General features: G+C 73.6%; 23 protein-coding genes. 4 read left to right on the forward strand and 19 right to left on the reverse strand.

Annotation, left to right across the window (positions count from 1 at the left end; genetic code table 11):
* Positions 1-76: 76 nt before the first annotated feature.
* From ACYUD3_RS20730 to ACYUD3_RS20740, 3 genes are all read right to left on the reverse strand, one after another.
* Positions 77-673: an Rv1733c family protein gene (locus ACYUD3_RS20730; RefSeq protein ID WP_470971992.1), complete on the reverse strand. Its 597-nt coding sequence runs from the start codon at positions 671-673 to the stop codon at positions 77-79.
* 82 nt (positions 674-755) lie between these two features.
* Complete coding sequence (locus tag ACYUD3_RS20735) at positions 756-1,520, reverse strand: ferredoxin reductase (protein ID WP_470971994.1); 765 nt, start codon at positions 1,518-1,520, stop codon at positions 756-758.
* A complete protein-coding gene (locus ACYUD3_RS20740; RefSeq protein ID WP_470971996.1) occupies positions 1,513-2,118 on the reverse strand; it encodes a sulfite oxidase-like oxidoreductase in 606 nt (201 codons plus the stop codon). The genes ACYUD3_RS20735 and ACYUD3_RS20740 overlap by 8 nt, the downstream gene beginning before the upstream one ends.
* Positions 2,119-2,313: 195 nt before the next feature.
* Between ACYUD3_RS20740 and ACYUD3_RS20745 the strand changes: the two genes are divergently transcribed.
* The 4 genes from ACYUD3_RS20745 to ACYUD3_RS20760 all read left to right on the forward strand — a co-directional run bounded on the left by ACYUD3_RS20745 (position 2,314) and on the right by ACYUD3_RS20760 (position 5,704).
* Positions 2,314-3,225 (forward strand): NADP-dependent oxidoreductase, encoded by a 912-nt coding sequence (locus ACYUD3_RS20745; RefSeq protein WP_470971998.1) that lies wholly within the window; start codon positions 2,314-2,316, stop codon positions 3,223-3,225.
* Positions 3,222-4,019, forward strand: coding sequence for a GNAT family N-acetyltransferase (locus ACYUD3_RS20750; protein ID WP_470972000.1), 798 nt, complete (start codon positions 3,222-3,224; stop codon positions 4,017-4,019). The genes ACYUD3_RS20745 and ACYUD3_RS20750 overlap by 4 nt, the downstream gene beginning before the upstream one ends.
* A gap of 75 nt (positions 4,020-4,094) precedes the next feature.
* The gene (locus ACYUD3_RS20755) at positions 4,095-4,928 is read left to right on the forward strand and encodes an SDR family oxidoreductase (RefSeq protein ID WP_470972001.1); all 834 of its coding nucleotides are present in this window, start codon (positions 4,095-4,097) and stop codon (positions 4,926-4,928) included.
* Positions 4,929-5,038: 110 nt separating this feature from the next.
* On the forward strand, positions 5,039-5,704 hold the full coding sequence (locus ACYUD3_RS20760) for a phosphatase PAP2 family protein (protein WP_470972003.1): 666 nt from the start codon (positions 5,039-5,041) through the stop codon (positions 5,702-5,704).
* A gap of 7 nt (positions 5,705-5,711) precedes the next feature.
* Here ACYUD3_RS20760 and ACYUD3_RS20765 read toward each other — a convergent pair whose 3' ends face one another.
* From ACYUD3_RS20765 to asnB, 16 genes are all read right to left on the reverse strand, one after another.
* Positions 5,712-7,016 carry a glutamate-1-semialdehyde 2,1-aminomutase gene (locus ACYUD3_RS20765; protein ID WP_470972005.1) on the reverse strand — a complete coding sequence of 435 codons (1,305 nt, stop codon included), beginning with the start codon at positions 7,014-7,016 and terminating at the stop codon, positions 5,712-5,714.
* 1 nt (position 7,017) lies between these two features.
* A complete protein-coding gene (gene rfbC / locus ACYUD3_RS20770) occupies positions 7,018-7,569 on the reverse strand; it encodes a dTDP-4-dehydrorhamnose 3,5-epimerase (protein WP_470972007.1) in 552 nt (183 codons plus the stop codon).
* A complete protein-coding gene (locus ACYUD3_RS20775; protein ID WP_470972008.1) occupies positions 7,566-8,774 on the reverse strand; it encodes a polysaccharide pyruvyl transferase family protein in 1,209 nt (402 codons plus the stop codon). The genes rfbC and ACYUD3_RS20775 overlap by 4 nt, the downstream gene beginning before the upstream one ends.
* A gap of 313 nt (positions 8,775-9,087) precedes the next feature.
* Positions 9,088-10,029: a glycosyltransferase family 2 protein gene (locus ACYUD3_RS20780; protein WP_470972010.1), complete on the reverse strand. Its 942-nt coding sequence runs from the start codon at positions 10,027-10,029 to the stop codon at positions 9,088-9,090.
* On the reverse strand, positions 10,026-11,258 hold the full coding sequence (locus tag ACYUD3_RS20785) for a hypothetical protein (protein ID WP_470972509.1): 1,233 nt from the start codon (positions 11,256-11,258) through the stop codon (positions 10,026-10,028). Before ACYUD3_RS20785 ends, ACYUD3_RS20780 begins: the two co-directional genes overlap by 4 nt.
* Before the next feature lie 113 nt (positions 11,259-11,371).
* The gene (locus ACYUD3_RS20790) at positions 11,372-12,661 is read right to left on the reverse strand and encodes a DUF4910 domain-containing protein (RefSeq protein WP_470972011.1); all 1,290 of its coding nucleotides are present in this window, start codon (positions 12,659-12,661) and stop codon (positions 11,372-11,374) included.
* Complete coding sequence (locus ACYUD3_RS20795) at positions 12,649-13,674, reverse strand: NAD-dependent epimerase/dehydratase family protein (RefSeq protein ID WP_470972012.1); 1,026 nt, start codon at positions 13,672-13,674, stop codon at positions 12,649-12,651. The genes ACYUD3_RS20790 and ACYUD3_RS20795 overlap by 13 nt, the downstream gene beginning before the upstream one ends.
* Positions 13,675-13,677: 3 nt before the next feature.
* Complete coding sequence (locus ACYUD3_RS20800) at positions 13,678-14,325, reverse strand: PIG-L deacetylase family protein (protein ID WP_470972014.1); 648 nt, start codon at positions 14,323-14,325, stop codon at positions 13,678-13,680.
* Complete coding sequence (locus ACYUD3_RS20805; RefSeq protein WP_470972016.1) at positions 14,322-15,098, reverse strand: glycosyltransferase family protein; 777 nt, start codon at positions 15,096-15,098, stop codon at positions 14,322-14,324. The genes ACYUD3_RS20800 and ACYUD3_RS20805 overlap by 4 nt, the downstream gene beginning before the upstream one ends.
* Entirely contained in the window at positions 15,095-16,321 is a 1,227-nt protein-coding gene (locus ACYUD3_RS20810) for a class I SAM-dependent methyltransferase (protein WP_470972017.1), read from the reverse strand. The genes ACYUD3_RS20805 and ACYUD3_RS20810 overlap by 4 nt, the downstream gene beginning before the upstream one ends.
* Complete coding sequence (locus ACYUD3_RS20815; RefSeq protein ID WP_470972019.1) at positions 16,318-17,520, reverse strand: glycosyltransferase; 1,203 nt, start codon at positions 17,518-17,520, stop codon at positions 16,318-16,320. The genes ACYUD3_RS20810 and ACYUD3_RS20815 overlap by 4 nt, the downstream gene beginning before the upstream one ends.
* A gap of 3 nt (positions 17,521-17,523) precedes the next feature.
* Positions 17,524-18,708 (reverse strand): O-antigen ligase domain-containing protein, encoded by a 1,185-nt coding sequence (locus ACYUD3_RS20820; RefSeq protein WP_470972511.1) that lies wholly within the window; start codon positions 18,706-18,708, stop codon positions 17,524-17,526.
* A 23-nt stretch (positions 18,709-18,731) separates the two neighbouring features.
* A complete protein-coding gene (locus ACYUD3_RS20825) occupies positions 18,732-20,246 on the reverse strand; it encodes a right-handed parallel beta-helix repeat-containing protein (RefSeq protein ID WP_470972021.1) in 1,515 nt (504 codons plus the stop codon).
* A 9-nt stretch (positions 20,247-20,255) separates the two neighbouring features.
* Positions 20,256-22,169 carry a heparinase II/III family protein gene (locus tag ACYUD3_RS20830; protein WP_470972023.1) on the reverse strand — a complete coding sequence of 638 codons (1,914 nt, stop codon included), beginning with the start codon at positions 22,167-22,169 and terminating at the stop codon, positions 20,256-20,258.
* Positions 22,166-24,331 (reverse strand): bi-domain-containing oxidoreductase, encoded by a 2,166-nt coding sequence (locus ACYUD3_RS20835; RefSeq protein ID WP_470972025.1) that lies wholly within the window; start codon positions 24,329-24,331, stop codon positions 22,166-22,168. The genes ACYUD3_RS20830 and ACYUD3_RS20835 overlap by 4 nt, the downstream gene beginning before the upstream one ends.
* Before the next feature lie 52 nt (positions 24,332-24,383).
* Positions 24,384-26,282 carry an asparagine synthase (glutamine-hydrolyzing) gene (gene asnB, locus ACYUD3_RS20840; RefSeq protein WP_470972027.1) on the reverse strand — a complete coding sequence of 633 codons (1,899 nt, stop codon included), beginning with the start codon at positions 26,280-26,282 and terminating at the stop codon, positions 24,384-24,386.
* Between the last annotated feature and the right edge of the window lies 1 nt (position 26,283).

Here is a 26,283-nt window from a genome sequence, read left to right on the forward strand (position 1 = left end):
TGACGGACGGTGCTACCAAAGCAACCTCCCCGTCACAACTGCCGCTTGACAACATCATTAGGAGGTGATACCGAGTTCACGTCCCCCCATGCGTCCACTCCGGCTCCGTCCGCGCCCAGTCCCGTTCCCACTCCGCGAGCCGGTGCCGCAGCGCCGTGCGCCGGAAGGCCGCGTACCCGAGGGCCGCCGCGCCCGCCGCGCCGCCCGCCCCGCACAGGCCCGCCGACAGGGCCTGCTGCCACACCATGGCCGGCGTCGGCGGCGCCGGGACGCCGAGGCCTGAGCGGTCCAGCCAGACCGTGAGCGTCGCACCGGTCCGCGTCCCCGCCGGGACCGGCGCGGTCGTCGTCCGGGGCGGCTCACCGGGCGGTGTCCAGCGCACGCTCACCCGGTACGACTGCTCGCTCCCGCTCTGTGACAGCGCCGAGCCCTTCGGCACCTGGCCCGTGACCTGGGCCCGCACCGCGTGCCGCTCCGCCCGCAGCCGCTGCGCCACCCCCTGCGCCTGCCCGTAGGACCACGCCCCCGCCAGCGCCCCGGCCAGCGGCGCCGCGATCAGCAGCAGCACCGCCAGAGCGAGCGCCGCCCACCCCTCGACGACGTCCGACCGGCGGCGCAGCGGATTGCGCCGCCAGCGCCAGCCGGGCACCCGGGTCCGTGTACGCGCGCCCATACCTTCCAGGTACCCCGTTCGGGGGAGCTTCCCGCACGAAACGCGTATCTCGGCCGGATCGGGACGGGGTCGCGCGGCCCTTTCAGCCGTACCGCTCGATCCGCACCCGCTCCACCGGCTGGCCCGCCTCCACCAGCAGCCGCGAGGCGTGCTCGGCGAACGCGTTCGAGCCGCACACGTACGCCTCCCAGCCGCCCTCCGGCAGCCCGGCCGGCGTGAACAGCGGGGCCAGGTGGCCGGCGTCCAGCCGGCCGACCGGGGTGCCCTCGGGCGCCGTGCGGGTGAAGACCGGGGTGGTCTCCGCGCCGTACTCCCGCGCGTAGATCAGCTCCTCGGGGCCGCGCGCCGAGACCAGCAGGTGAAGGGGGACGGAGAGGCCGCGCAGGCGGCGGTGGCGGAGCATCGACATCAGCGGGACGACGCCGGAGCCCGCGCCGATCAGGAGGGCCGGGCGGTCGCCTGGCCAGGCGAAGAAGCCGCTCAGCGGGCCGCGCACCTGGACCTCGTCGCCGGGGCGGGCGACGGTGTGGAACCAGCCGGACACCTCGCCGCCCTCGACGTGGTCCAAGGTCAGCTCGATGTGCCCGGGATCGTCCGGCGGGGAGGCGATCGAGTAGTGCCGCTGGGCGGTGTAGCCGTCACCGGCGGTCAGCCGCAGCATCAGGTGCTGGCCGGGGAGGTGGCCCGTCCAGCCGGGCACGGCGAAGCGGAACGTTGCCGCGTGCGGGGTCTCGCGGCGGATCTCGGTCAGCGTCGCCGTCTGCCACACGGCCGCCGCGCGGTTGGACACCGCGATCCGGCCGGGGACCGCGAACCGGGTCTCGGGGGCGAAGGCCGTCTCAGTCACCGGAGTACCTCTGCTCCTCCCACGGGTTGCCCCGCGCGTGGTACCCGTTCTGCTCCCAGAACCCCGGCTCGTCGTGGTCGAGCAGCCGGACGCCCGCGATCCACTTCGCGCTCTTCCAGAAGTACAGGTGCGGCACGAGCAGCCGCGCGGGACCGCCGTGCTCCGGCGCCAGCGGCTCGCCGCCGTAACGGAACGCGATCCACGCCTTGCCGCCGGTCAGGTCGGACAGCGGGAGGTTCGTGGTGTACCCGGTGTGCGAGTAGGCGACCGCGTGCGTGGCCGTGCTGTCCGGGCGGGAGGCGGCCAGGAACGTGTCCAGGGAGACGCCCCCGAAGCGGACGCCGAACTTCGACCAGCTGGTCACGCAGTGGATGTCGCCCCGGTACTCCGACTCCGGCAGCGCGTGCGCGTCCTGCCAGGTCCAGGTGCGCTCCTCGGCGACCAGCCCGTCGACGCGGAAGGTCCAGTCGGCGGGCGCGAGGTCCGGGGTGACCTCGGCGGACAGCACGGGCCAGTCGTCGCCCGCGTCGTACTGGCCGGGCGGCAGCCCCGGATTGTGGACGCGGGCGCGCCCGGTGAAGCCTCGGGTGACGTTCATGGCGGGGTGGTGCTCCAGGTGGTGCGGGGTGCGTACGTCAACCGTACGGGGTGCGTCTGTCCACCGTACGGGTCCACGGTACCGGCCCCGCGCGGCCGATCATTAACCGCGTATGAACTCTGCCCGGGCCCGGGAATACCTCCTCACCTGCGGTTCTTGGTGATGGATGCCGAACGCGTAAGGAGAGTGACCGCCATGTCCAAGGCATACGTCTTCACCCGCTACGGAGGCCCGGAGACCGAAGGCTTCGCGGAGATCGAGCCCCCGGTGCCCGGCCCCGGCGAGCTGCTGGTCGCGGTGCGCGCGGCCGGGGTGAACCCGGTCGACTGGAAGCTGCGCGGGGGCCTGCGCCTCTTCGCCGAGCCCGTCTTCCCCGTCGTCCTCGGCAGCGAGGCCGCCGGAGTGGTCGTCTCCGTCGGGGAAGGGGTCACGGACCTCGCGCCCGGCGACGAGGTCTTCGGCAACACCCTGACCGGCGGCTACGCCGAGCACACCCTGTTCCCCGCCGCCATCACGGCCCGCAAGCCCGCCGCCCTGTCCTTCACCGACGCGGCCACCCTCCCCGTCGCCGCCGCGACCGCCTACGACGGCGTCCGCCAGCTCGCCCTCCCCGCCGGCGCGACGCTCCTGATCACCGGCGCGGGCGGCGGGGTCGGCGTGGCCGCCGTACAGATCGCGCGGGCCGGGGGCCTGAACGTGATCGGGCTCGCGAGCGCCGCGAAGAAGGACTTCGTGGAGTCCCTCGGCGCGGTCCACGTCCCGTCAGGCCCCGACTGGACCTCCGCCGTCCCCGGCCCGGTCGACGCCGTGTACGACCTCGTCGGCGGCGAGGTCCTGGAACAGGCCGCCGGACTCCTGGCCGACCGCACCAAGCTGATCACCGCCGGGGCGGCGGAGGAGACGGCCGCCGCGCTCGGTGGCGCCAGGGTGGAGCGCAAGCGGAACACGGCCGTCCTGGAGGCGGTCGCCCAGCTCGCGGTGAGCGGCGCCCTGAATCCGTACGTGACGGCGGTCTTCCCGCTGGACCGCGCGGGCGAGGCGCTGCGCGCGGTGGAGGAAGGGCATGCGCGGGGGAAGGTCGTCATCGAGGTCGGGGAGGGGGAGTGAGGGGCGCGGATTCTTTTGCGGGGCGCTCCGGGGGCGCTCCGGGAGCGCCGCACGACTCCGCTCCGGGAACACGGCACGACAACTCCGCCCCGGAAACGCGGCACGTCCTCGACAACCCCGCCCTCGCCTCCCTCACCGGCCCCCACGCCCACTTCGCCGAGCGCCGAGGCCGCGTCCTGCGCTACCCGCTCGACGTCTCCCCGTGGCTGGCGCTCCCCGACGATCCCGACGCCGCCGACTGGGCGGACCTGGCCGCGCTCGCCGGGCCCGGCGAGGAGGTTCCGTTGTCCGGGTACGTAGGGGAGGTGCCGCCCGGCTGGGACCTGGTCTTCCAGGTGGAGGGCGTGCAACTCGTCGACGACTGCCTCGCCGCCGCCCCCGACTCCGAGGCCGTCCGGTTGGGCCCGGCGGACGTCCCCGAGATGATCGACCTCGTCGAGCGGACCCGCCCGGGTCCCTTCCTGCCACGCACGATCGAGCTGGGCACCTATCTCGGTGTCCGCCGGGGCGGCGCCCTGGTCGCCATGGCCGGCGAGCGGCTGCGCCCGCCTGGATACACCGAGATCAGCGCGGTCTGCACTGACCCGTCCGTACGTGGTCAGGGCCTCGCGAGCCGACTGATCCTCGCTGTGGCGCATGGCATCAGGGAGCGAGGGGAGGTGCCGTTCCTGCACACCGGAGCGGGGAACGTCAACGCGATCCGGCTGTACGAGTCGCTGGGATTCCGGTTGCGGAGGCACACGGCGTTCCTGGCGGCGAAGGCCCCGCAGGGGGTGGCCTCGCTGCGGGGCTGACCGGACTGTCTCTGTCCGTACGCGCCGCGGTCACCGTACGTTGAGGGGGCCATCCGTCCGGATCAGGGAGCCGTCATGGAACAGGACAGCAAGGACGTCGCGGTCGTCATCGGCACCGGCGGCATGGGCCGCGCCGTCGCCCGCCGGATCGGCGGCGGACGCCGGCTGCTGCTCGCCGACCACGACAAGGCGGGCCTCGACGCCTTCGCCGAGCAGTTGAGAGGGGAGGGGCACGAGGTCACCGTGCAGGGCGTCGACGTCGGCGACCCGGAGTCGGTGCGGGCGCTCGCCGCGACCGCCGCCGGGCTCGGGGCGGTGACCCGGGTCGTGCACACGGCGGGGCTGTCCGCCGTGCAGGCGCCCCCGGCGGCGGTCCTGCGCGTCGACCTGCTGGGGGTCGCCCTCGTGCTCGACGCGTTCGGGGCGGTCGTCGCGCCGGGCGGGTCCGCCGTCGTGATCGCCAGCATGGCCGGGCACCTGCTGCCGGCGCCGCTGTCGGCCGAGCAGGAACGGGCGCTCGCGGGTACGCCCGCCGCCGGGCTGCTGGAACTCCCCTTCGTCGCCGCGATCACCGACTCCGGCCTCGCGTACTCGGTCGCCAAGCGCGGCAACATCCTGCGGGTGGGGGCCGTCGCCGGTGCCTGGGGTGAACGCGGCGCCCGCGTCAACTCGTTGAGCCCCGGGATCATCTCGACGCCCATGGCGCAGCAGGAGTTGGCGGGGGAGAGCGGGGACCATATGCGGGGGATGCTCGCGGTGTCGCCCGTGCGGCGGGTGGGGACGCCTGACGACATCGCTGCCGCCGCCTGTTTCCTGCTGGGGGAGGGGGCGGCTTTCGTCACCGGGACGGATCTGCTGGTGGACGGGGGAGTGGTCGCGCGGTTGCGCAACTCGGCTGCGGCGGGCTGAAGTTCGCGGCGGGTGGCTGAGGTGTGCGGCAACTGCCCGTCTTGGCCGCCTTGTTGGTTAGGGTGAACGAGGACTGATTCGGGGCCGGACACGGGCCGGGGGGGCTTCGAGTGGGCGTGGAGCAAGAGGAACAGGCCGTCGCCGGACCGCTGTTGAGGAGCCGGGCGCTCGGGGCGGTCGCGGTGCTGGCCGCGCTCGTCGTCGTCCTCCTCGGTGTCCTGTTCGCCGGGGACAGCGGGCCCAGCGGCCTGGACGCGCGGATCGGGACGGCGGCCGTGGACGGGCTGGGGCCCGCCGGGCGGCACCTCGCCCTCGCCGTGGACTTCCTCGGGGAGCCCGCGGGGGCGGCGCCGCTGGTCGCCGTCGCCGTGGCGGGCTGTCTGCTGCTGCGGCTGCCCCGCGCGGCCGTGCTCCTCGTCGTCTCCGCCGCCGCGGCCGTGGGGGCGGCGACGCTGCTCAAGTCGCTGGTGGGGCGCACCATCCACGGCGACAACCTGTCCTACCCGAGCGGGCACACCGCCTTCCTCACCTCCCTCGCCCTCGTGGCGGCGCTGGCCACGGCCGGCCGGACCGGCCTCGGCAGGGCGGCCGGACCGGCCCTCGCGCTCGGCGCCGCGCTGGCCGCCGGGGCCGTCATGGGCTGGGCGCAGATCGCGCTGGGCGCGCACTACCCGACCGACGTCCTCGGCGGCTGGTGCACCGCGCTCGCGGTGGTCCCGGCGAGCGCGTGGGCGGTCGACCGGGCGGCGGACTCCGGTCTGCGGAAACGAAGTTGACGAAGCGTCAGGCCAGTTTCCGGAACACCGGCTTCACCGCCCGCCCGCCCAGCCACGGTGTCGGATCGCCCGCGTCCAGCGCCTTGCGGTACACCGCGCACGCCTGCGCCACCACGTCCACGGTGTGATCGATGTCGGCGCCGTCCAGCGCGCTGCTCACCACGAACGACGGCGCCAGCACCCCGCCCGCGAGCAGGCACCGCAGGAACAGCGTGCGGTAGGGCTGCGACGGGCGGCCGTCGCCGTCGAGGGTCGCGAAGACCAGGTTGCTGGCCCGGCCCCGGAGCAGGAGGTGGTCACCGACGCCCATACCGGCCGCCACGTCACGGACCCCGGCGGCCAACCGCTCGCCCAGCGCGTGCAGTTGGGCCGTCACCCCCTCCTCGGCGTACGTCGTCTGCACGGCCATCGCCGCCGCCAGCGAGTGCGTCTCCGCGCCGTGCGTCGTCGACAGCAGGAACACCCGCTCGCCCGCGTGCCGCAGCCCGCCCCGCTCCATCAGCTCGCGGCGCCCGGCCAGCGCGGCGACGGCGAACCCGTTGCCCAGCGCCTTGCCGAACGTCGACAGGTCCGGGACGACCCCGTACAGGCCCTGCGCGCCCGCCTCTGACCAGCGGAAACCCGTGATCATCTCGTCGAAGACCAGCACACAGCCGTGCCGGTCAGCGAGCGCGCGCAGGCCGGCGAGGTAGCCCGGCGGGGGCTCGGTGTGGGTGGCCGGTTCGAGGATCAGGCAGGCGATCTCGCCCGCGTGGCGGGCCAGCAGCTCCTCGGTGGCGGCCAGGTCGCCGTACGGGAACGTCACCGTCAGGTCCGTCGCCGGGATGCCCGCCGGCATCGGGGTGGTGCCGATGAACCAGTCGTCCACCGAGAAGAAGGGCTGGTCGGCGCAGAGGGCCACCAGCGGGCGGCCGGTGACCGCGCGGGCCAGGCGTACGGCGGCCGTGGTGGCGTCGGAGCCGTTCTTCGCGAACTTCACCATCTCGGCGGTCGGCACGGTGGCCAGGAAGCGTTCCGCCGCGTCGAGTTCGACGACGGACGGGCGGACGAAGTTGCTGCCGCGCTCCAACTCCCGCCGCACCGCCTCCAGTACCCGAGGATGGGCGTGGCCCAGGCTCACCGAGCGCAGGCCCGAGCCGTACTCGACGTACCGGTTGCCGTCGATGTCCCACACGTGGGCGCCCCGGCCGTAGCTGATGACCGGGGCCAGGTGCTCCGGGTACTGGTCGTCGCCCTTGGCGTAGGTGTGCGCGCCGCCCGGGATCAGGGCGTGCAGCCGCTCGTTCGCCTTCCGCGAGCGTTCGGTGCGCACCTCAGCCCTCCTCGCGCTTCAGGACCTCGGCGAGGCTCGGCGCCTGCCGGTCCCGGGCCGACATCAGCGTCACCGGCAGCGGCCAGGGGACGGCGAGTTCGGGGTCGTCGTAGCGGATCGTCACGTCCTCGGCCGGGTCGTGCGGGCGGTCGATGCGGTACGACACGTCGGCGGGGTCGGTCAGCGCCTGGAAGCCGTGCGCGCAGCCCGCCGGGACGTACAGGGTCACCTGCGTCTCGTCGGACAGCTCGAAGAACGCCCGGTTGAGGTAGGTCGGCGAGTGCGGGCGCAGGTCGACGACGGCGTCGAAGATCCGTCCGTACGAGCAGCGCACCAGCTTCGCCTCGCCCGCGCCGGAGCGCACGTGCAGGCCGCGCAGCACGCCGCGCGCCGAGCGGGAGAGGCTGTCCTGGACGAACGCGTGCGGGTCGAGGCCGGCCCCGCGCAGCACGTCGGCGTCGAAAGTACGGCTGAAGAAGCCGCGGTCGTCGGCGTACGGCGTCGGCTCGAACAGGTACGCGCCGGCTATGTCCTTGACTTCGGTCGCTTTCACGGAACCTCCCGGGGGAACAGGGCCGCGGTCAACGCGGTGAACTGGTCGTCGAGTTGGCGGGCGGCCAGGCGGTTGCGCCCGGCGAGGGTGCGGCGCAGTCCGGTCGAGTTCTTCTCCAACTCCCGGAACTGTCCGAGCAGTCGGGCCGGGTCGACCTCGCGGGCCGGGTGGCAGTACGCGGCAAGGCCCATCCGGGCCATCAGCGCCTCGGTCTTCGCCGCGTAACTGAGGGCGAGCGAGGGGGTGCCGGTCCGCAGCGCGCAGATCAGGTTGTGATACCGGGTCGCCACGACGGTCTCGGCGGCGGCGGTCTCCTTCATCAGGTCGGCGAGGGAGGTGGTCTCGGCGACGGTGACCAGGGGTGAGGCGACGGCGTCGAGAATCGCGTCGACGACCGGGGTGTCGACCCCGTCCCCGGTGAGCAGCCGCACCGGCCTGCCCTCCTCGACCAGGGCGCGGATGAAGGTGGTTGTCCCGTCGAGGTAGCGGCGGTGGATCTCTTCGGCCCGCGCGCGGTCGTCGTTCCCGCCGTGGAAAGCCATGACGCCTACGCAGACCAGGCCGGGGGGTTTCGAGGAGGGGGTGGGGTCCGCCTCCGGTGTCGGCAGTGCGAACGCCAGGTCCGGGTGGACCGTGTCCCCCGCCGTGTCCACTCCCATCGCCCGCATCGCGTCCCGCGACGGGGTGTCCCGGTACGAGCGGTACGTCGCCAGCCGCGCCGACCAGCTCACCAGGGTCCGCACCGGGCGGCTGCCGATCGGTGCGGCGCCGACGCCGACCAGTGCCACCGGCGTCCGCAGCACCCGCCCGCTCGCGCAGAGCAGGAACAGCGCGTACGGGAACCCCCACGGCCGCAGCGGCAGCGTCGCCTCCAGGACGCCCATGCCCGGCACGATCACCACGTCGTGCCGGCGGACCCACGCGGCGGTGCGGAAGGCGTCGACGAACTTGCCGGCGCCCTTCGCCACGACCGCGCGCGCCCGGGACGCGGTCCGGTACTCGCCCCGGTACCAGTGCAGCCGCGTCGCCGGAATCCCGAACCGCGCCGAGACCGCCTCCGGCCCACCGCACAACGCGTCCACCACCGCCTCCGGACGAGCGGAGCGAAGGTACCCGAGAACGGCCTCCAGGGACCCGTCGTTACCGAGATTCCCGGACCCGAGCAGCCCGAACACCCCGACGCGCACCGGCTGTTGGGGCGTCATACGGACCTCCCTCGGCGGCCGGAGCCGAACTGCCTGCCGCACGGCGGGGTTTGAGGCGTCATGCCGGTCGGCCTGCACAACGTCCCGCCGCGCGCCGGGTTTTGAAGCGTCACGCTGGCTAGACAGCCCAACTCCCCTATGCGCGCCGGATTGTGAGGCGTCATGCCGGTCAGCCCACGCAACTCCCTGCCGCGCGCCGGGGTTTGAGGCGTCATGCCGGTCGACCCGCGTAACTCCCCGCCCCGCGCCGGGTTCTGAGGCGGCGATCCGGTCAGCCCGCCCAACTCCCCGACACGCGCCGCCCTTTCAGCCCTCACGCCCGCCTCCCCTCCCGCCCCGCCACCAACGCGTCCACCGACACGCTCAGCGCCGACGGATCGACCGGCGTCCGGTCCTCCACCCGTTCCCCCACCCCCGGCCGCGCCCTGCTCCCCAGCCACGCCGAGAGATGGCCGTAGCACGCCCGCCGGTCCGCCGAGGACAGCGGTGCGCGGCGGATCGCGGCGACGAAACCCCATACGTACTCGGCGAGCAGCCGGGGCGTCGGATGCAGGGGGCCGGCGCGGCGGGGGTCGAGGTTGGCGCAGCGGGCCCGTTTGCCGGGGTTCGCGCGTTCGGCGCGGGTCGGGTGGTCGCGGCGGAAGTACAGGAGTTCCGGGACCTGGTGGAACGGGCCGTACAGGGCGATCTCGGCGACGTACGTGCGGTCCGCGTGGTGGTAGCTGTCCATCGGCTTCACCCGGCGCAGCACATCGGCGCGCAGCACCCCGTAGAAGTCGTCGCCGCCGGGCTCGAACAGCAGACTGCGGAAGCGCTCCGGCGCGCGCGGGGAGTCGGTGGCGAGGGTGTAGTCGTACGGGACCTTGACCCGCCCTTCGCCGTCGATGACCGCCTGGCCGCTGTGGGCGAGGATCATCTCCGGGTGCTCGTCCAGGGCGGCCACGCAGCGCTGGAGGAGGTCGCGGCCGTAGAGGTCGTCGTGCGAGGCCCACTTGAAGAGTTCGCCGCGGGACTCGGCGAGGACCAGGTTGTGGTTCGGGGTGGCGCCGATGTTGCGGGGGAGGCGGAGATAGCGGACACGGGAGTCCTTCGCGGCGTACCGGCGGCAGATGTCCTCGGTGCCGTCGGCCGAGGCGTTGTCGGAGACGATCAGCTCGAAGTCCTCGTACGTCTGGCCGAGCAGGGCGTCGAAGGACTCGGACAGGTACTCCTCGCCGTTGTACACGGGCAGGCCGATGCTCAGCCTGGGGGTCATGGCGTCCTCGCTTCCGGGATGGGGTCCTGAAGGCGCTCGCGCAGGGCGGAGCGCAGTTGCAGCCACCACACGGCCGAGCCGCTGAGGGTCGCGGCGGCGACACCCCAGGCCGAACCGGACGTGCCGGCCAGGGCCGCGCCGCCGAGGCCGCCGCCGACGTAGCAGGCGGAGGCGAACAGCTGGCAGCGCAGGCTGCGGCGGGCCGCGCCGAGCGCGCGCAGCCCGGCCGCCGCGCCGGTGCCGAGCCCGGCGCCCGCGACACCGAGCGTGATGGGCAGGACGAGCGGGGAGGCGGAGTGCCAGACAGCGCCGAGCGCCAGCTCGCCGACCCCGCCGGGCATCAGCAGCAGCGCCCCGCCCCACAGCAGCGCGCCGGCCGCCTGCCCGCCGCCCAGCAGCAGACAGAACGCGCCGAGCCGCCCCGGCGCCCGCCGCAGCACCCGCGCCGCCTCCGGGACGGTCACCAGCGACAGCCCCATCAGCACCGCGAGGAACGGTCCCATCAGCAGCTCGGCCCCGCGCACGGCGCCCACCGCGCCGACGCCGATGACGACGCCGAGCCCGTACGCCCGCAGCTGGCTCGCGCCGCTCAGGCTGACGTTCTCGACCAGATACCGGTACCCGAGGTCACGCTGCTCGCGCAGCCAGCCCCGGGCCCCGGCGAGCCTGGGCCGGACACCGCACTGGAGGCAGCCGTACGCCGCCGCCGCCCACGCCGACGCGCCCCAGGCCAGCACGAAGCCGGCCACACTCCCCGCGCGGGCCGCGACCAGCAGCGCCGGGACCAGCGCGAGCGCCCACACGACGTCGTTGACGAACGCCTTGCGCCCGACGCCCGCCGCGAAGAACGAGAACCGCCAGGCGTCTTGCAGCAGCAGCCCCGGCAGCACCACACCGAGACACGCGAACGCGGGACCCACCCGGCCGCCGAGCGCGAGCCCGGCCACCAGGCACACCGCGCCCAGGACACCGCCGATACCGAGCGCCGTGCCCGACGCCCGCGCCACCGCCCCGCGCCAGGCCGCCTCCGGCACCCCGCTGAACCGGACCACCAGCGGATCGGTGGCCAGCCCGCGCGAGACGTTCAGGACGACGCCGTAGGTGACCCAGGCGAGGCTGAACACGCCGAACGCGGTGACGCCGAGCGAGCGGGCGACGTAGATGCCGACCGCGAAGTTGGAGATGCTGGAGGCGGCCTGGTCGGCGAGGCCCCAGGAGAGGCGGGCCAGGAGGGCGCGCTTGGCGGAGGTGGGGGCGGACGCGGAGTTGGCGCCGGACTCCGGGCCTGCCCCCGCCCCCGACGCCCCCGCCCCGTTCGCCGTCGCCTTCGCGCTCACCCGCCTCACGCCTTGATCAACCCGGCGCCGCACAGCGCCCCCGCCGCGGCGGCCACCGCCTCGAACGCCAGCCCGGACCGCTCGGCCACGTCCAGCAGCGAGTGCCCCCCGTCGGAGAGGCTCAGCACCCACAGCATCGCCAGCTGTGCCTGCTGCGCGTCGCTGCGTCCGCCGAGGGAGTCGTACAGTCCGCGCCGGCCCAACTGCGGTTCGCCGTACGGGCTGAGGTTGACGTACCGGCGGTCGGCGTCCAGCACCGCGAACGCCTCGCGGCACACGGCGAGGGTGTCCGCCATCGCCTCCGGGGAGACGAGGTCCAGGTTGTCGGCCGAGGTGTGGTACTCGGGGTACCCGGCGTACGGGGTCCGGCTCAGCGAGCCCACGCCGAGGTCGAAACCGGGGGAGCAGTACTGGCGTTCGTCGTAGCCGTACGGGGTGAACTCCCTTATGTCGTGCGGGCGTTGGGAGGCCGCCAGGATGTGGCGCAGGACCCGGTCGATCTCCGCGTCGCCTCGCCGGCTCTGTTTGTAGGTGAGTTGACCGGGGTCGCCCGCGCAGGCCAGGACCAGGCCGTGTTTCACCCGGTCGATCCGGTCCGCGTTGCGGGCCAGCCAGGTGATCGCGCCGATCGTGCCGGGCGCGTAGACGAACCGGTAGGTGTAGTACGGCTGTTGCTCGGCCAGGGACCGGGCGAGGAAGGTCGCCACCGCGATGCCGGCGAGGTTGTCGTTGGCGAGCGAGGGGTGGCAGACGTGGGAGGAGACGATCACCTCGTCGGCGCTCTGCCCGGGGATCACGTGCTCGGCGTAGGTGAGGTGGCCGTCGGCGAGCGTGGAGTCGATCCGGACCTCGTAGTCGCCGTCCGGGAGGGCGTCCAGGGTCTGCTGGGCCAGGCAGAAGCCCCACTCCGGTTTGTAGTAGCTGGTGCGGTACGGCACCCACGTCGGGTGCTCGGGGAGGGTGTGCAGGTGCGGGCGGAGTTCGGCCAGCGGCATGGTCGCCGCCACCGGCACGCTGTAACCGAGCACGTGCAGGCTGGACTCGGCGAAGTCCACGACCCGGTTCCCGGCGGCGTCGGCGACGTACGCGTCCCGGATGTTCCACTCCTGCGGCACCGTCCAGTCGAGGACCTGCGTGCCCGTCGGGACCTCGTGCACCTCCAGGGGGACGTACTCGCCGACGATGTCCAAGGTGGCGCGGACCCCGTCGCCCGTGATGCTCCGGCAGAGCGGGTACAGCCGCTCCACCAGCGCGTACATCTCGGAGCCGAACCCTTCCCCGGTCACCGGCGCCACCGCAGCGTCCCGTCCACCGCGCCCGCCTCCGCCGCCGCCCGCAGCACCGCCAGCCGTGTGAACCGCCGCTCGAAGTCCCCCCGGGTCAGCCCGAACTGCCGGTAGGCGTCGGCGAGTTCGAGCGCCCCCCGCTTCACCGTCCACTCGCACTCGAACCCTGGAACCGCCGCCCGGAACCGCGAGAAGTCCACCCGGTACGAGCGCGGGTCGGCGCCCGTCTCCCCGGTGATCCGCACCTCCGAGCCGGCCACCGCCTCCGCGACCTGCCCGGCGATCTCGGCGACCGTGACGTTGTTGACCTCGCTGCCGATGTTGAACGCCCGGTCGTGCACGGCCTCTTGAGGGGCCGTCAGCGCGGCGGTGAACGCGCGCGCGATGTCGGCGGCGTGCACCAGCGGACGCCACGGCGTGCCGTCGGAGAGCACCAGCACCTCACCGGACAGCAGCGCGTGGCCGACCAGGTTGTTCAGCACGATGTCGGCGCGCAGCCGGGGCGAGTACCCGAACGCGGTGGCGTTGCGCAGGTACACGGGGCTGAAGTCGCCGTCGGCGAGCGCGTGCAGGTCGTCCTCGACGCGGACCTTGGACTCCGCGTACGGGGTGACCGGGCGCAGCGGGGCGTCCTCGGTGACCAGGTCGTCGCCGCCGGCGGCGCCGTACACCGAGCACGTCGACGCGTACAGGAACCGCTTCACCCCGGCCTCGCGGGCCAGCCGGGCCAGCCGGACGGAGGCGTGGTGGTTGATGTCGTAGGTGAGGTCGGGGGCGAGGGAGCCCAGGGGGTCGTTGGAGAGGGCGGCCAGGTGGATCACCGCGTCGAAACCGGACACGTGCCCGGCGGTGACGTCCCGCAGGTCCACCTGAACTCCCGGCGGATCGGCGGGAGCCGGGCCCAGGACGCAGTCGGCGAACAGGCCGGAGTCGAGGCCGGACACCTCGTGCCCGGCGGCCGTGAGGACCGGGGCCATCACGGAGCCCAGATAGCCCTGATGGCCGGTCAGCAGTACGCGCACAGGTCAGTCCCCCAGGTCGAGAGTGAGTTTGGTGACGGCGAACGCCTCGGCGTAGCGGGCGTGGCATTCGATGCCCCGGATGCGGGCGAGGCCGCGGAAGGCCTCCGGGTCGTACCAGGGGCGGTGGTGCTGCGAGGGGTAGTGCTCCTGGAGCAGCCGGACCTTGTGCCCGGCGGTCTCGGGGGACAGGGGCTGGTAGGCCGCCGGGCGGCCGAGGTCGCCGTCCCACTTGACGATCTCGTAGCCGAGCACGAGGTGGTCGCGGAACGCGGTGGTCATCAGCTTGGCGAGGCTCCGGTGGTCCTGGTGGGCGTCGTCGGTGCGCGGGGCCAGCACCAGGTCGGGCTCGGTCCGCGTGCGCAGTTCCTCGACGGCGGCCTTCGCCTCGTCCCAGTGCGCGGGCACCCGGCCGTCCGGCAGTTTGCGCACGGTCAGGCGCAGGTCGGCGCCCGGGCAGAAGGCGGCGAGCGCGGCCCGCTCCTCCTGCTCGCGGTCGGTGCCGCCGCCGCACAGGACCAGCGCGTCCACGCGGATCCCCGGCCGCGCCCCGCACAGCGCGAGCAGCGTGCCGCCCGCGCCGATGGCGATGTCGTCGCAGTGCGCGCCCACCGCGACGACCGAGTCAAGGCGCCCCGCGCCGAGCCGGATCACGCCCGCTCCCACAGGGCCCACGGGCGCTCGCCCCTGGCGTAGGCGTCGTCGAGCGCGGCCCGCTCCTTCACCGTGTCCGTCGGCTTCCAGAACCCCCGGTGCTGATGCGCCACCAGCCGCCCCCGCTTGGCGAGTTCGGCGCAGCCGTCGGCCACCAGGTCGCCGTTCTCCGGTATGTGGTCGAAGATCTCCTGCCGCAGCACGAAGTAGCCGCCGTTCTCCCACAGCGGCAGCTCGCTCACCGCCGTGATCCCGCCGACGAGGCCGTCGTCCCCCAAGTCCACGCAGTGGAACGACGACTGGGGCGGGACCACCATCATCGACGCGCCCGCGTCCCGGCCCGCGAACTTGTCGATCATCTCCGGCAGGGGGGCGTCGGTGAGGACGTCGGCGTAGTTGGCGAGGAACATCTCGTCGCCGTCGAGATGCGGCCGAACCCGGCGCAGGCGTTCGCCGATCGGAGATTCGACGCCGGTCTGCACGAACGTGATCGTCCAGTCGGAGATGTCCGTCGACAGCAACTCCGTTCTGCCGTCACGCAGGACGAAGTCGTTGGACGTCGTCTCCTCATAGCTGAGGAAGAACTCCTTGATGTGGTGCGCCCCGTAGCCCAGGCACAGGATGAACTCCGTGTGCCCGAAGTGCGCGTAGTACCGCATGACGTGCCAGATCAGCGGCCGGGGCCCGACCATCGCCATCGGCTTCGGCACGTCGTCGGTGGCGCCGCTGCGCATCCGCATCCCGTAACCGCCGCAGAACAGTACGACCTTCATCGCTCGACCTCGACAATGCTCAGCTCCGGGATGGGGAAGACCAGCCGGCCGCCCCAGTCGTGCACGAAGGACAGCTGCTCGGTCAGCTCGGCCCGCAGGTTCCACGGCAGGACGAGCACGTAGTCCGGCTTGTCCGCGGCGATCCGCTCCGGCGGCAGCACCGGGATCCGGGCGCCCGGCGTGAACCGGCCGTGCTTGTAGGGGTTGCGGTCGACCGTGTACGGCAGCAGGTCGGGCCGCACCCCGCAGTGGTTGAGGAGGGTGTTGCCCTTGCCGGGGGCGCCGTAGCCGACGACCGTCTCCCCGCGCTCGGCCGCCTCGATCAGGAACCGCAGCAGATCCCGGCGCACCTTGGCGACCCGCGCGGAGAACTCGGTGTAGCCGGACAGCTCCTGGAGCCCGGCGGCCTTCTCCCGCGCCAGGACGTCCGCCACCCGCGAAGAGGGCTGCCCCGAAGGACGCGCCCACAGCCGGATCGACCCCCCGTGCGTCGGCAGCAACTCCACGTCCACCAAAGTGAGTCCGCCGCTCGCCAGCGCCCTGGCCGCCGAGGCGACCGTGTAGTACTGGAAGTGCTCGTGGTAGATCGTGTCGTACTGGTTCTCCTCGATCAGCGTCAGCAGGTGCTGCACCTCGATCGAGACCCAGCCGTCGTCGGCGACCAGGGCGCGCAGGCCCTGGGTGAAGCCGGTGACGTCCGGGATGTGCGCGTACACGTTGTTGGCCACCACCAGGTCCGCCGGGCCGTGTTCCGCGCGGACGGCGGCGCCGGTCTCCGGGGTCAGGAACGCGGTCAGCGTCGGCACCCCGGCCTCCCGCGCGGCGGCGCCGACGTTCACCGACGGCTCGACACCCAGGCAGCGCACCCCCCGCTCCACCACATGCTTGAGGAGATATCCGTCGTTGCTGGCGACCTCGACGACGAAGGAGTCCGCGCCGAGGCCCAGCCGCCCGGCGCTCTCGTCGACGAACGTGCGCGCGTGCTCCACCCACGACGTCGAGAAGGACGAGAAGTACGCGTAGTCCGTGAACGTGTCCTCCGGTGTGATCAGCGGCGGCAGCTGCGCCAGCCAGCACTCCGTGCACACCCGCAGGTGCAGCGGGAACGCCGGTTCCGGCAGGTCCAGTTGGTCCGCGGCGAGGAAGCTTTCGCACGGCGGCGTCGCCCCCAGGTCGACGACGCTCGCCATCGCCTCCGAGCCGCAGAGTCGGCATCGTGTCATCTGCTCGCTTGCCCCCCACTCGGTCTCGTCCGGCCCGCGATCGCGGACCGGTACCCCTCCACCAGGCGCTCCAGCCCGACAGCCGGACTGAAGCCCCGCTCGTACCGGAGCCGGGCCGCCGGGCCCATCCCCTGCTCCGCCGTGATCCGGCGCAGACAGGAGGCCAGCGAGGCGGCGTCGCCCGGCTCGTGCAGCAGCCCGGTCACCCCGTCCTCGACGAGCTCGACGAACGCGCCGTGCCCGGCGGCGACGACCGGCACCCCGGCCGCCATCGCCTCGACGACCACCAGCCCGAACGCCTCCAGCCACGTCGACGGCGCCACCACGGCCACCGCCCGCGCGATCGCCGCCCGGCACCGCTCCGGCTCGTACAGACCGGCGTATCGCACGTCCTCGCGGCCCGCCGCCCAGGCGGCCACCTCCCCCTCCAGCGGCCCCGTCCCGGCGATCAGCAGCGGTACGCCCGCCCCGCCGCCGGCCGCGAGCCGGTCCCAGGCCGCCATCAGCAGCCGCACCCCCTTGGCCTCCGCGAGCCGCCCCAGGAACAGCAGATGCTCCCCGGGACCCGTGCGGCGCTCGACGGGGTCGGGCACGAAGTTGTGCTTCACACCGAGGCGTTCGGCCGGCAGCCCGGCCCGTACGAGGACGTCGCGCTGCGCGGCGGAGATGCAGAAGAACCGCTCCACCCCCGACCACCACCGCCGCCGGTTCACCGACAGGCTCACCGCGAGCGGCACCGTGGCCAGCCGGGAACCCCGGTAGCAGCCGTGCCGCACGGCCGGCAGCGGCGACGCCCCCACACACTCCGTGCACGGCCGGCCCGCCCGCTGGAGCGTGCCCGGCGGGCAGACCTGCGTGTAGTTGTGCAGCGTCGCGACGGCGGGCACGTCCGCGTCGGCGCACGCCGCGAGTACCGCAGGGGACAGCAGCGGGAACACGTTGTGGACGTGCACCACGTCCGGGCGCAGCGTCCGCAGCCGGGCCGCCAATCGCGCCCGCACCGCCGGGTTCCACGGCACGAGCAGCGGGACCGCCGCCTTCCCCAGCAGGGACCGCCCGGCGATGTCGTCGCTGCGCCGCTCGAACAGCTCCACCTCGTGCCCGGCCCCGCGCAGCAGCGCCACTTCCTGGTCGACGACCCTGTTCTCCCCGCTCGGCTGCGCGGAGCCGTACCGGTTGTGCACCACGAGGACACGCACGGCTCACCCCACCTCCGGATCGACGGGCGCCGCCAGCAGCGACGCGGCCACGGTCAGATGCAGCAGATACGGCGAGGCGTCACCGAGCCCCGCCTCCGTGTACGACGCGATCGCGCAGTACCCGACGAGGAACACCGCGCAGGCCCGCGCCAGCGACGGCGGACGCAGCAGCGCGACCCCGGCGAGCACGGCCATGAACCCCGCCACCAGGACCACGCCGGTCAGCCCCTGCTCGTTGAAGACGGCCAGCCAGCTGTTGTCGATCGGCAGCCCCCCGAACGACTTGTCGCCCAGGCCCACCCCGAACAGGTACTCCAAGGGCGTGCAGGGCGCCGCGAGCAGCGCGTCCCACACCTTCGCCCGCCCGGTGAGACTGCTGAAGTTCTCCTCGCTCTGCCCGCGCAGGAACCACGCCTGGAGCAGCGACCCGAACCCCACCGCCGCCACGCCCGCGCACAGCACCGCCCACGAGAAGAACCGCCGGGCGGCGGCGCTCGTCAGCAGCAGCGAACCGATCGCCAGCACCAGCCCCGCGAGCAGCCCCAGCGTGGCCGTCCGGGTGTGCGTCAGCGCGAGCAGGACCAGCGACGGCACGACGACGAGCGCGGCGCTTTTGCGGTCGGTGCGGCCCCCGAGCAGGAGCAGCACGGCGAGCCCGATGATGACGGCCGCGTACTGCCCGATCTGCGGCGGCGTCAGCGGCCACAGCGCGCCGACCAGCCGCCCCCCGTACAGATCCGGCAGCGCCGCGCCCGGCGAGACGAGCAGGCCCGCCGCCACCGACAGCAGCACCGCGAAGTACATCCGGATGTGCAGCCGCACGAACGTCATGTCACCGTCCCACCAGCGGCTCAGCAGCCACAGCGTGCCGACGAACAGCGCCAGCCGCGCGCACCGGAACAGCGCCCCGAACCCCGACTCCAGATGCGCGCTGGAGATCACGCTCGCCACCAGCAGCAGCGTCAGCAGGAACAGATAGGCGCTCGTCCGCACCCGCAGCCGCGGATTGAGCAGCAGCGCCAGCGCGAACGCGGCGGCCAGCGAGCCCATCGTGACCATCTGGATGAGGGAGCGCGGCAGCGGGACGATGGTCTTCGCGCCCGCCGAGCCGAGGGTGTTGAGGACGAGCAGGGCCCAGACGGCGCCCACGAGCCTGGGCGCGTGCCGCTCACCCGCCCCGGTAAGCACGTCCGGGCCGGCCTGAGTGTGCGTCAACTCCCGCCCCCCGCCCGGAATCCGCTCCCCGCGTCCTGCCGGTACGGCGCCCCCCGCCACTGCCCGGCGTCCAGCACCCGGCCCTGGTCGTGCGCGACGAACGTCCACGGCCCGACGTACGTGTTGTCGTACCACCGGTTGCCCTGCCCGGTGGTGATCGCCTGCGCGACCGCCTCCCCCTTGTACGGCGACCAGTCCGGGTACGTCCCGTAGTTGGAGAGCACCGCCATCCGGTCGCACTTCGCGGCGCAGCCGACCACCGACTTGTCCAGCAGGAAACGGTTGCCGTGGATGTCGACGCGCTGTGTCTTCCAGCGGCAGTCGGAGTACAGCGGCGCCTTGGCGATCCCCGGCTGGGCGCAGCGGGCGGTGTCCTTCACCAGCAGCGTGCAGTCCCCGGAGGAGGTGTTGGCGGGGCTGTTGCAGAAGCGGTCGGCGTTCTCCCACAGGGTGATGCCCGACCAGTTGTCCTCCAGGGTGTTGCGGGAGATCTCCAGCTTGTCCGTGCGGGCCTTGACGCGCGGTTCGCCGCCGGACTCGGAGATGTAGACGGTCGCGAACGGGAAGGAGTCGCCCTGCTCGGCGGCCTTCCTGCCCTCCACCCAGTTGTTGCGCCGGATCGTGTTCCCCCGGATCACCGCGTTGTAGCTGGTCTCGTAGATCAGCGCGGCCCCGTCGTTGGACTCGATCACGTTGTTCTCGATGAGGAAGTCGTTGTTGTTGGTGTCCGCCCACAGCCCGGTGCCCTTGTTGCCGTGCACCCAGTTCCCGCGCACGTCGGCCCCGTCCACCGCCCAGAACTTGATCCCCCCGGTGCAGCCGCACCCCGGCTGCCGCCGCTCCCAGTCCCCGGTGTTGTTCCCGGTGATCTCGTTGCCCTCGACCACCAGCCCCGTGATCTTGGCCCCCGACTTGTACGCGTTCATGCCGTACTGGCCGTTGGCGCGCAGGCAGTTGGCGCGGACCTGCTGGCGCACGCCCGCCATCAGCCCGGCGCCGGAGTTGTTCTGGATCGTCGTGTGCTCGATCACCCATCCGTCGGCGGAGTCGTGGTTCACGACCCCTTCGTCGTGCGGCGCGACGAACCCCTGCACGGTCAGCGAGCGGACGGTGACGTCACGGGCGCTCCCGCCGAACGCGTACTGGTTGACCTTCCGCCCGTCCAGCACCGCGCCCGGCGCGCCGACGTACACGTCCCCGTCCTTCGGGACGACCTGGGCGTAGCGGTCCGCCTCGAGGGTGTGCGTGCCCGGACGCAGCCAGAACGTGGTGCCCGGCGGGCTGTCCTTCGTCTTCGCCGCCAGATCGCCGGACACGGCCGGATCGACGGCCACCGCCCCTTCCGGCGCCGTCTTCGGCCCGCCCGAGGGCCGGTCGCAGACCCGGGCGACGGCCGTGGCGGGCGCGCCGGACGACGGCTGCGTCCGCGCGCCCGGCGTACCGCCACCGCTGTCGCAGCCGGCCACCGCCAGCAGAACGAGCGCCGACGCGACCGCCGCCCATGCCTTCATCCGGCCCCCCTAGCCCTGGAACCTGAGGACGGTCGTGAACTCCCGTACCCCGTCCGTGAATCCGCTGCCGACCAGCACGGTCGCGGGCACCTTCCGCCCGAACCCGGCGGAGTACCACCCCAGCGGCGGATCGCTCTCCCCCCGGTGCGCCCGCCACCCGAGCCCGCCCGGCAGTTCGAGCACCGCCGAACGCCCCTGCGCCCAGGCCAGCTCGGCCCGGTTCCCGGCCAGTTCGACACGGACCTCGGGCCCGAGGTGGAACGCCATGCGGACGCCGGCCCGGCGCGGCCCGCGCACCTCGTCGACGATCCTCAACTCCTCGCCCGCCAGCTCCACTCGGCGCCGGTGCGTGAAGGGCCGGTAACCGTCGTGCTCGGCGCTCCAGCGGTTCGGACCCGCCTCCAGGACCCGGCTGCGGGCGTGCCGCGTCCACAGGAACGGGCCGCCGGACACCGACTGGTCGGCGCCGTCCAGTTCGAGCGTGTTGTGCGCGAGCGTCGAGCGGAAGTAGCGCCGCCAGGCCGGCTGCCCGTGGTAGCAGAACGTCCCCGGGTCGGCGAGCACGTCGACCCCGTCGCGGCGCACCTCCACCGACAGCGCGTCCGCGTGCGCGTGCGCCGCGATGGACAGGAACCCGTGCGGCCCGCCGTCGCACCGGCACCAGATCCCGCCGGGGCCGCGCAGGACCGTCAGCCCCGCGTCGGCGAAGTGCCCCGGCCTGGTCGCCGGACGGCTCCTCGCCGCGTACGGCTTGATCAGCGCGGCCAGCAGGGGCGTGCGCACGTCCGTGCCGGTGACCTCCGGCCACCAGCCGAGCCGGCCGAACACCGCGTCCCCGGTGGCCAGCAGCGAGCCCCAGCGGTCGGTGCCGTCGCCGTCGACGACCAGCCCGTACCCGTCGTCCGCGTCGCCCTGGCGGGGCGGGCGCAGGCGGGTGTCGACGACGGCCGCGAGCGCGTCCGTCATCCGCAGCAGGACCAGCCGGACCGGGGCGGGGACCTCGACGCCCGCGAGGTCCGCCTCGGCGACGGCGGCCAGGCCGAGTTCCAGGACCAACCCGTGGTACTCCGTGGCCAGTTCGCGGTTGAGGCCGGACAGGAAGGTGTTGGCGCGCAGGTGATGGTCCAGGGAGCGCAGGGCGTCGGCGCGCCAGCGGGCGGACGCCGGGAACCAGCCGAACGCGCAGGACGCGGCGAACTGCCCGGCGGCCTCGGCGATCACATGGTTGTTCGCCGACGAACCCCGGCTGGGGAACGCGGCCAGCCAGCGCTGGTGGTGCCAGATCTGGCCCAGCGCCACCGGGTTGCCCTCGAACAGGGCGGGCGCGCCCGGCCAGCCGTCGAGGAGCCGGCGCACCCACACCCACGACAGCAGCCGGACACCCAGCTCGATCCCGCTGGTCCAGTGCACCCCGCGCAGCGGCGCGTTCGCCGCCCACCACGACCGCAGGTGCGCCGCGACCCGCTCCGCGTACCGCTCGTCCCCGGTGACCGCGTAGGCGGCGGCGAGCACGGTCAGGTACTGGTGCCGCGACAGCTCCCAGATCTGCTTGACGTCCCCGACCGTGTCCTCGTCGCGGTACGGCACGTCGAAGGCGTACCCCCAGGGCGCCCGGCGCCCGGTCTTCGGGTCGTACCACCAGTCCGGGTCGGTCAGGTCGTCGCGGACCACCCCGAAGTACTCGGCGTGCCCCGCCATCAGCCGGTCCGCCTCGGCGAGCAGCCGCTTCACGGCGTCCGGCGCCGCCGACGCGAGCGTCCCCGGGGGCAGTACGGCGGTGAAGCGGGCGCCGGTCACGACGGGGGCGTCCGCCCGCGCGGAGCGCCACCGCCGCCTGCGCACCGCGTCCGCCGCCCGGCCCCCGGCCTCCTGGGGGCCCATCCGCGACAGCCGGCGCAGGTACCAGCCCGCGCCCATCGTCATCGGGCCGCCGCCAGCGTCACCGGCGCGCCGCTCGCCAGCGCGGCCGGCACGGCGAGGGTCGCGGCCGTGGTCGCGGCCAGCGACTCCAGCGGTATCGGCATCGGGCCGCCGCCGCGAACGGCCTTGACGAACGCGGCCAGTTGGGCGGACTGGCCCTTGTCCCGGGCCTTCGGCAGCCGTGAACTCACCCACCGCTTGCGGTCGTGCACCGAGGCGCGCACGAAGTCGTCGAGCCGCAGCGCGCGGCCGTCCGCGATCAGGTCCAGGGTCTCCTTGGGGAACCCGGACGGGCCGGTGGTGACATAGCTGAGGGCGGCGGTCGAGCCGTCCGGGTAGCGCAGGACGACCTGGAGGTCGTCGCCGCCCGGTGTCGTCGTCGCGTGCACCGAGACCGGGTCGGCGCCCAGCAGCCAGCTCGCCGTGTCGACGAAGTGCCCGCCCTCACCCGTGAACCGCGAACCCTCGGAAGCCTGCCGGAGGTACCAGCTGCCGTGGTCCAGGCGGCCCGCGTTGACCAGATAGCGCAGGCTCGCCGGGCCCGAGCGGGCGCCGAACCGCGCCTTCGCCTCGCGCAGCAGCGGCGCGAACCGCCGGTTGAAACCGACCTGCAACCGGTCGTTGCCGGACTCCTCGACCGCCGCGAGCACCCCCGCCAGCTCCTCCTCGGTGAGCGCGAGCGGCTTCTCGACGAACACCGCCTTGCCGGCCAGCAGCGCCCGGCGGGTCAGCTCGGCGTGCGAGCTGTGCCGGGTGACGACGAACACCGCGTCCACGGACCTGTCGCCCAGCACCGCGTCCAGGTCGGTGGTCGCCGCGGCGAAGCCGAACTTGCGCCGCGCGTTGGCCCCGGACAGCGCGGTGGTGGTGACGACCGTCGACAGCTCGACACCCTCACGGCCGGTCAGGTGCGGCAACAGCATCGACGTCGCGTAGTTCCCGGCACCGACGAACGCGAGCCGCACCGGAGCCCCGGCCGGCCGGGCCTTCTTGCCGCCGGCCCTGGGCACGGTCACCGTCACGGGCTGCGGCGCCACCGCCTGCCCGGGGTAGCGGAACAGCACGGCGACGGCCTTCAACTCGCCTTCCTTCAGGCGCCGGTACGTCTCGACCGCGTCGTCGAAGCCGGCGATGTGCGAGACCAGCGGCTCCACGTCCACCCGGCCCCGGGCGAGCAGATCCAGGAAACACGCCAGATTGCGGCGCTCGGTCCAGCGGACGTACCCGACCGGATAGTCCCGGCCCTCCAGCTCGTACTCGGGGTCGTAGCGCCCGGGGCCGTAGCTGCGGGAGAAGCGGACGTCCAGCTCCTTCTCGTAGTAGGCGTTCCACGGCAGGTCCAGGCGGCACTTGCCGATGTCGACGACCCGGCCCCGGTCCCGCGCGAGCCGGGCGGCCAGCTCCACGGGCTCGTTGCTGCTCCCGCCGGCCGCCAGATACACCTGGTCCACACCGTGCCCGCCGGTCAGCTCGGCCACCGCCGTCCCCACGGCCGCCGACGACGGGTCGCCGCAGGCCACCGCGCCCAGCCGGGCGGCGAGTCCGCAGCGCGCCGGGTCGGGGTCGGCGCCGACGACACGCACCCCCGAGGCGGTCAGCAGCTGCACCACCAGCTGGCCGATCAGCCCGAGGCCGATCACCAACGCCACGTCCCCGAGCTGCGGTTCACCCCGGCGCACCCCTTGCAGGGCGATCGAACCGACGGTCCCGAACGCCGCGTGCCGCGCGGCGAGGCCGTCGGGGACCGGGGCGTAGAGGTTCTTCGGCACCCAGTTCAGCTCGGCGTGCAGCGCGTGCTCGTTGCCGGCGCAGGCCACGAGGTCGCCCGCCTTCACGTCGTCGATCCCCGCGCCGACCTGCTCGACCACCCCGCACAGCGAATAGCCCAGCGGCGTATAGGAGTCCAGCTTGCCCATCACCTTGCGGTAGGTCGCCGGCACACCGTTCGCCGCGACGCTCTGGACGACCTTGGCGACCTGGTCGGGGCGCGAGCGGGCCTTGCCCAGCATCGACATGCCGGCCTCGGAGACCTTCATCAGCTCGGTGCCGGTGGAGATCAGCGAGTAGGCGGTGCGGACCAGGACACCGCCCGGCTTGCAGCCCGGCACCGGCACGTCGAGCACCGCCAGCTCGCCGCTCTTGTAGTTCTGCACCACTTGTTTCACCCGAAGCCGTCCTGTTCTGTAGGCGGTCTGTGTGTCTTGACGCGGGGCGTCTTCACGCGGCCGGAGGTTCGGTCGCGGCGCGGTACCAGTGCTCCAGGGTCAGCACGTGCCACAGGTGCTTGGAGTAGTCCTTCTGCCCGGCCGCGTCCTCCGCGACCAGCCGCGCCAGCGCCTCCCGGCGCAGGAACCCGGACCGCACCAGCACCCCGTCGTGCACCACCTCGCGCACCAGCGGCGCCAGATCCCGGCTCATCCAGGCCCGCAACGGCGCGCTGAACAACCCCTTCGGCCGGTACACGATCTCCCGGGGCAGCACCGAGCAGGCAGCCTCTTTCAGGACGGCCTTGCCCTGCCGCCCCACGATCTTGCGGTCCCCGGGCACCGCGAACGCCGCCTTGACCACCTCGACGTCCACGTACGGCACCCGCACCTCGGTCGACGCGGCCATGCTGGAGCGGTCGGTGTACGCGAGGTTGAGACCCGGCAGGAACATCCGGGCGTCGGCCAGGCACATGCGGTTGACGAAGTCGTCGAGGCCGTTGTCCTGGTAGACGTCCGCGTGCTCGCCCAGCACGTCGTCGACCGTCCCGGCGAGGTCCGGGCTGATCAGGCCGAGCAGTTCGGCCCGGTCGTAGAGGGTGTAGCTGCGGCGGAACGCGGTCTCCTCGGGGAGGTCGGCGAAGGAGAGGAAGCGTTTCGCGAAGCGCACCGAGCGGTAGCCGCGGCGGGCCGTCGCGACCGGCAGCCGGTCCACCGCCCCCGACAGACCGCGCCGCAGCGGGCGCGGCACGCGCTGGTAGCGCAGCGCGAGGAGGTTCGCGAAGTGCTTGCGGTAGCCGGCGAACAGCTCGTCGGCCCCCATCCCCGAGAGCATCACCTTCACCCCGGCCTCGCGGGCGGCCGAGCAGATGAGGAACGTGTTGATCGCGGCCGGGTCGCCGATGGGCTCGTCCAGGTGGTACGTCATCCTCGGCAGCAGGTCGAGGATGTCCGGCGCGATCTCGATCTCTTTGAGGTCGACGCCGAACCGGGCGGCGACCTGCCGGGCGTAGCGCAGGTCGTCCGGCATCGCCTCGAACCGGGCGTCCTCCGCGCGGAATCCGATCGTGTAGGCGGAGATCCCGGGCCGGTCGCGGGCCGCCAGCGCGGTCAGATAGCTGGAGTCGAGGCCGCCGGAGAGGAACGTCGCGACGGGGACGTCGGAGAGGAGGTGGCGGCGGGTCGAGTCCTCGATGACGGCCGCGAGGTCCGGGGGCGCGCAGTGCCGGGCCTCGGCGGCGACCTCCTTGAGGTTCCAGTAGGTGCCCCGCCGCACGCTCCCGTCCGGCCGCAGCCGCAGCCAGCTCCCCGGCGGCAGCTTCCGCGCCCCCCGGTACGCGCACCGCGAGTCCGGCACCCAGTAGTACAGCAGCGACGCCACCAGCGCCGCGTGGTCCACCTCCAGGGAACCCACCGCGGCCAGCGCCTTCAGCTCGGACGCGAACACCACGCCCCCGCCGCGCTGGAGGAAGAACAGCGGCTTGACGCCCAACTGGTCGCGGGCGAGCACCAGTTCACCGGTGCGCTCGTCGAAGATCCCGAACGCGAACATGCCGCGCAGCCGGGGCAGACAGTCCGTGCCCCAGCGCCGCCACGCCTCCAGCAGCACCTCCGTGTCCGACGTCCCCCGAAAGCGCGCCCCGGCCGCCGCCAGCTCGGCCCGCAGCTCGGGGGCGTTGTACAGCTCGCCGTTGTAGGTGAGGGCGAGCCCGCCGGAGACCATCGGCTGGGCGCCGGTCTCCGACAGGTCGACGATGGCCAGCCTGCGGTGCCCGAGCTGCACCTCGCCGGCCCCGGCGGGGTGGCCGTAGCGGCCCGACCCGTCCGGACCGCGGTGGGCGAGGACACCGGTGAGCCGGTCCGTCACGGCCTTCCCGTCCGGCCATAGGTACGTGCCTGCGATGCCGCACATG

It is taken from the genome of Streptomyces sp. AMJ-169 (assembly GCF_055597585.1).

Excerpts from the sequence above, each read along its gene's own strand:
- ACYUD3_RS20730 (WP_470971992.1), bottom strand. The coding sequence starts at position 673 with ATGGGCGCGCGTACACGGACCCGGGTGCCCGGCTGGCGCTGGCGGCGC.
- ACYUD3_RS20740 (WP_470971996.1), bottom strand. The coding sequence starts at position 2,118 with ATGAACGTCACCCGAGGCTTCACCGGGCGCGCCCGCGTCCACAATCCG.
- ACYUD3_RS20745 (WP_470971998.1), top strand. The coding sequence starts at position 2,314 with ATGTCCAAGGCATACGTCTTCACCCGCTACGGAGGCCCGGAGACCGAA.
- ACYUD3_RS20755 (WP_470972001.1), top strand. The coding sequence starts at position 4,095 with ATGGAACAGGACAGCAAGGACGTCGCGGTCGTCATCGGCACCGGCGGC.
- ACYUD3_RS20775 (WP_470972008.1), bottom strand. The coding sequence starts at position 8,774 with ATGACGCCCCAACAGCCGGTGCGCGTCGGGGTGTTCGGGCTGCTCGGG.
- ACYUD3_RS20780 (WP_470972010.1), bottom strand. The coding sequence starts at position 10,029 with ATGACCCCCAGGCTGAGCATCGGCCTGCCCGTGTACAACGGCGAGGAG.
- ACYUD3_RS20805 (WP_470972016.1), bottom strand. The coding sequence starts at position 15,098 with ATGAAGGTCGTACTGTTCTGCGGCGGTTACGGGATGCGGATGCGCAGC.
- ACYUD3_RS20810 (WP_470972017.1), bottom strand. The coding sequence starts at position 16,321 with ATGACACGATGCCGACTCTGCGGCTCGGAGGCGATGGCGAGCGTCGTC.
- ACYUD3_RS20825 (WP_470972021.1), bottom strand. The coding sequence starts at position 20,246 with ATGAAGGCATGGGCGGCGGTCGCGTCGGCGCTCGTTCTGCTGGCGGTG.
- ACYUD3_RS20830 (WP_470972023.1), bottom strand. The coding sequence starts at position 22,169 with ATGACGATGGGCGCGGGCTGGTACCTGCGCCGGCTGTCGCGGATGGGC.
- asnB (WP_470972027.1), bottom strand. The coding sequence starts at position 26,282 with ATGTGCGGCATCGCAGGCACGTACCTATGGCCGGACGGGAAGGCCGTG.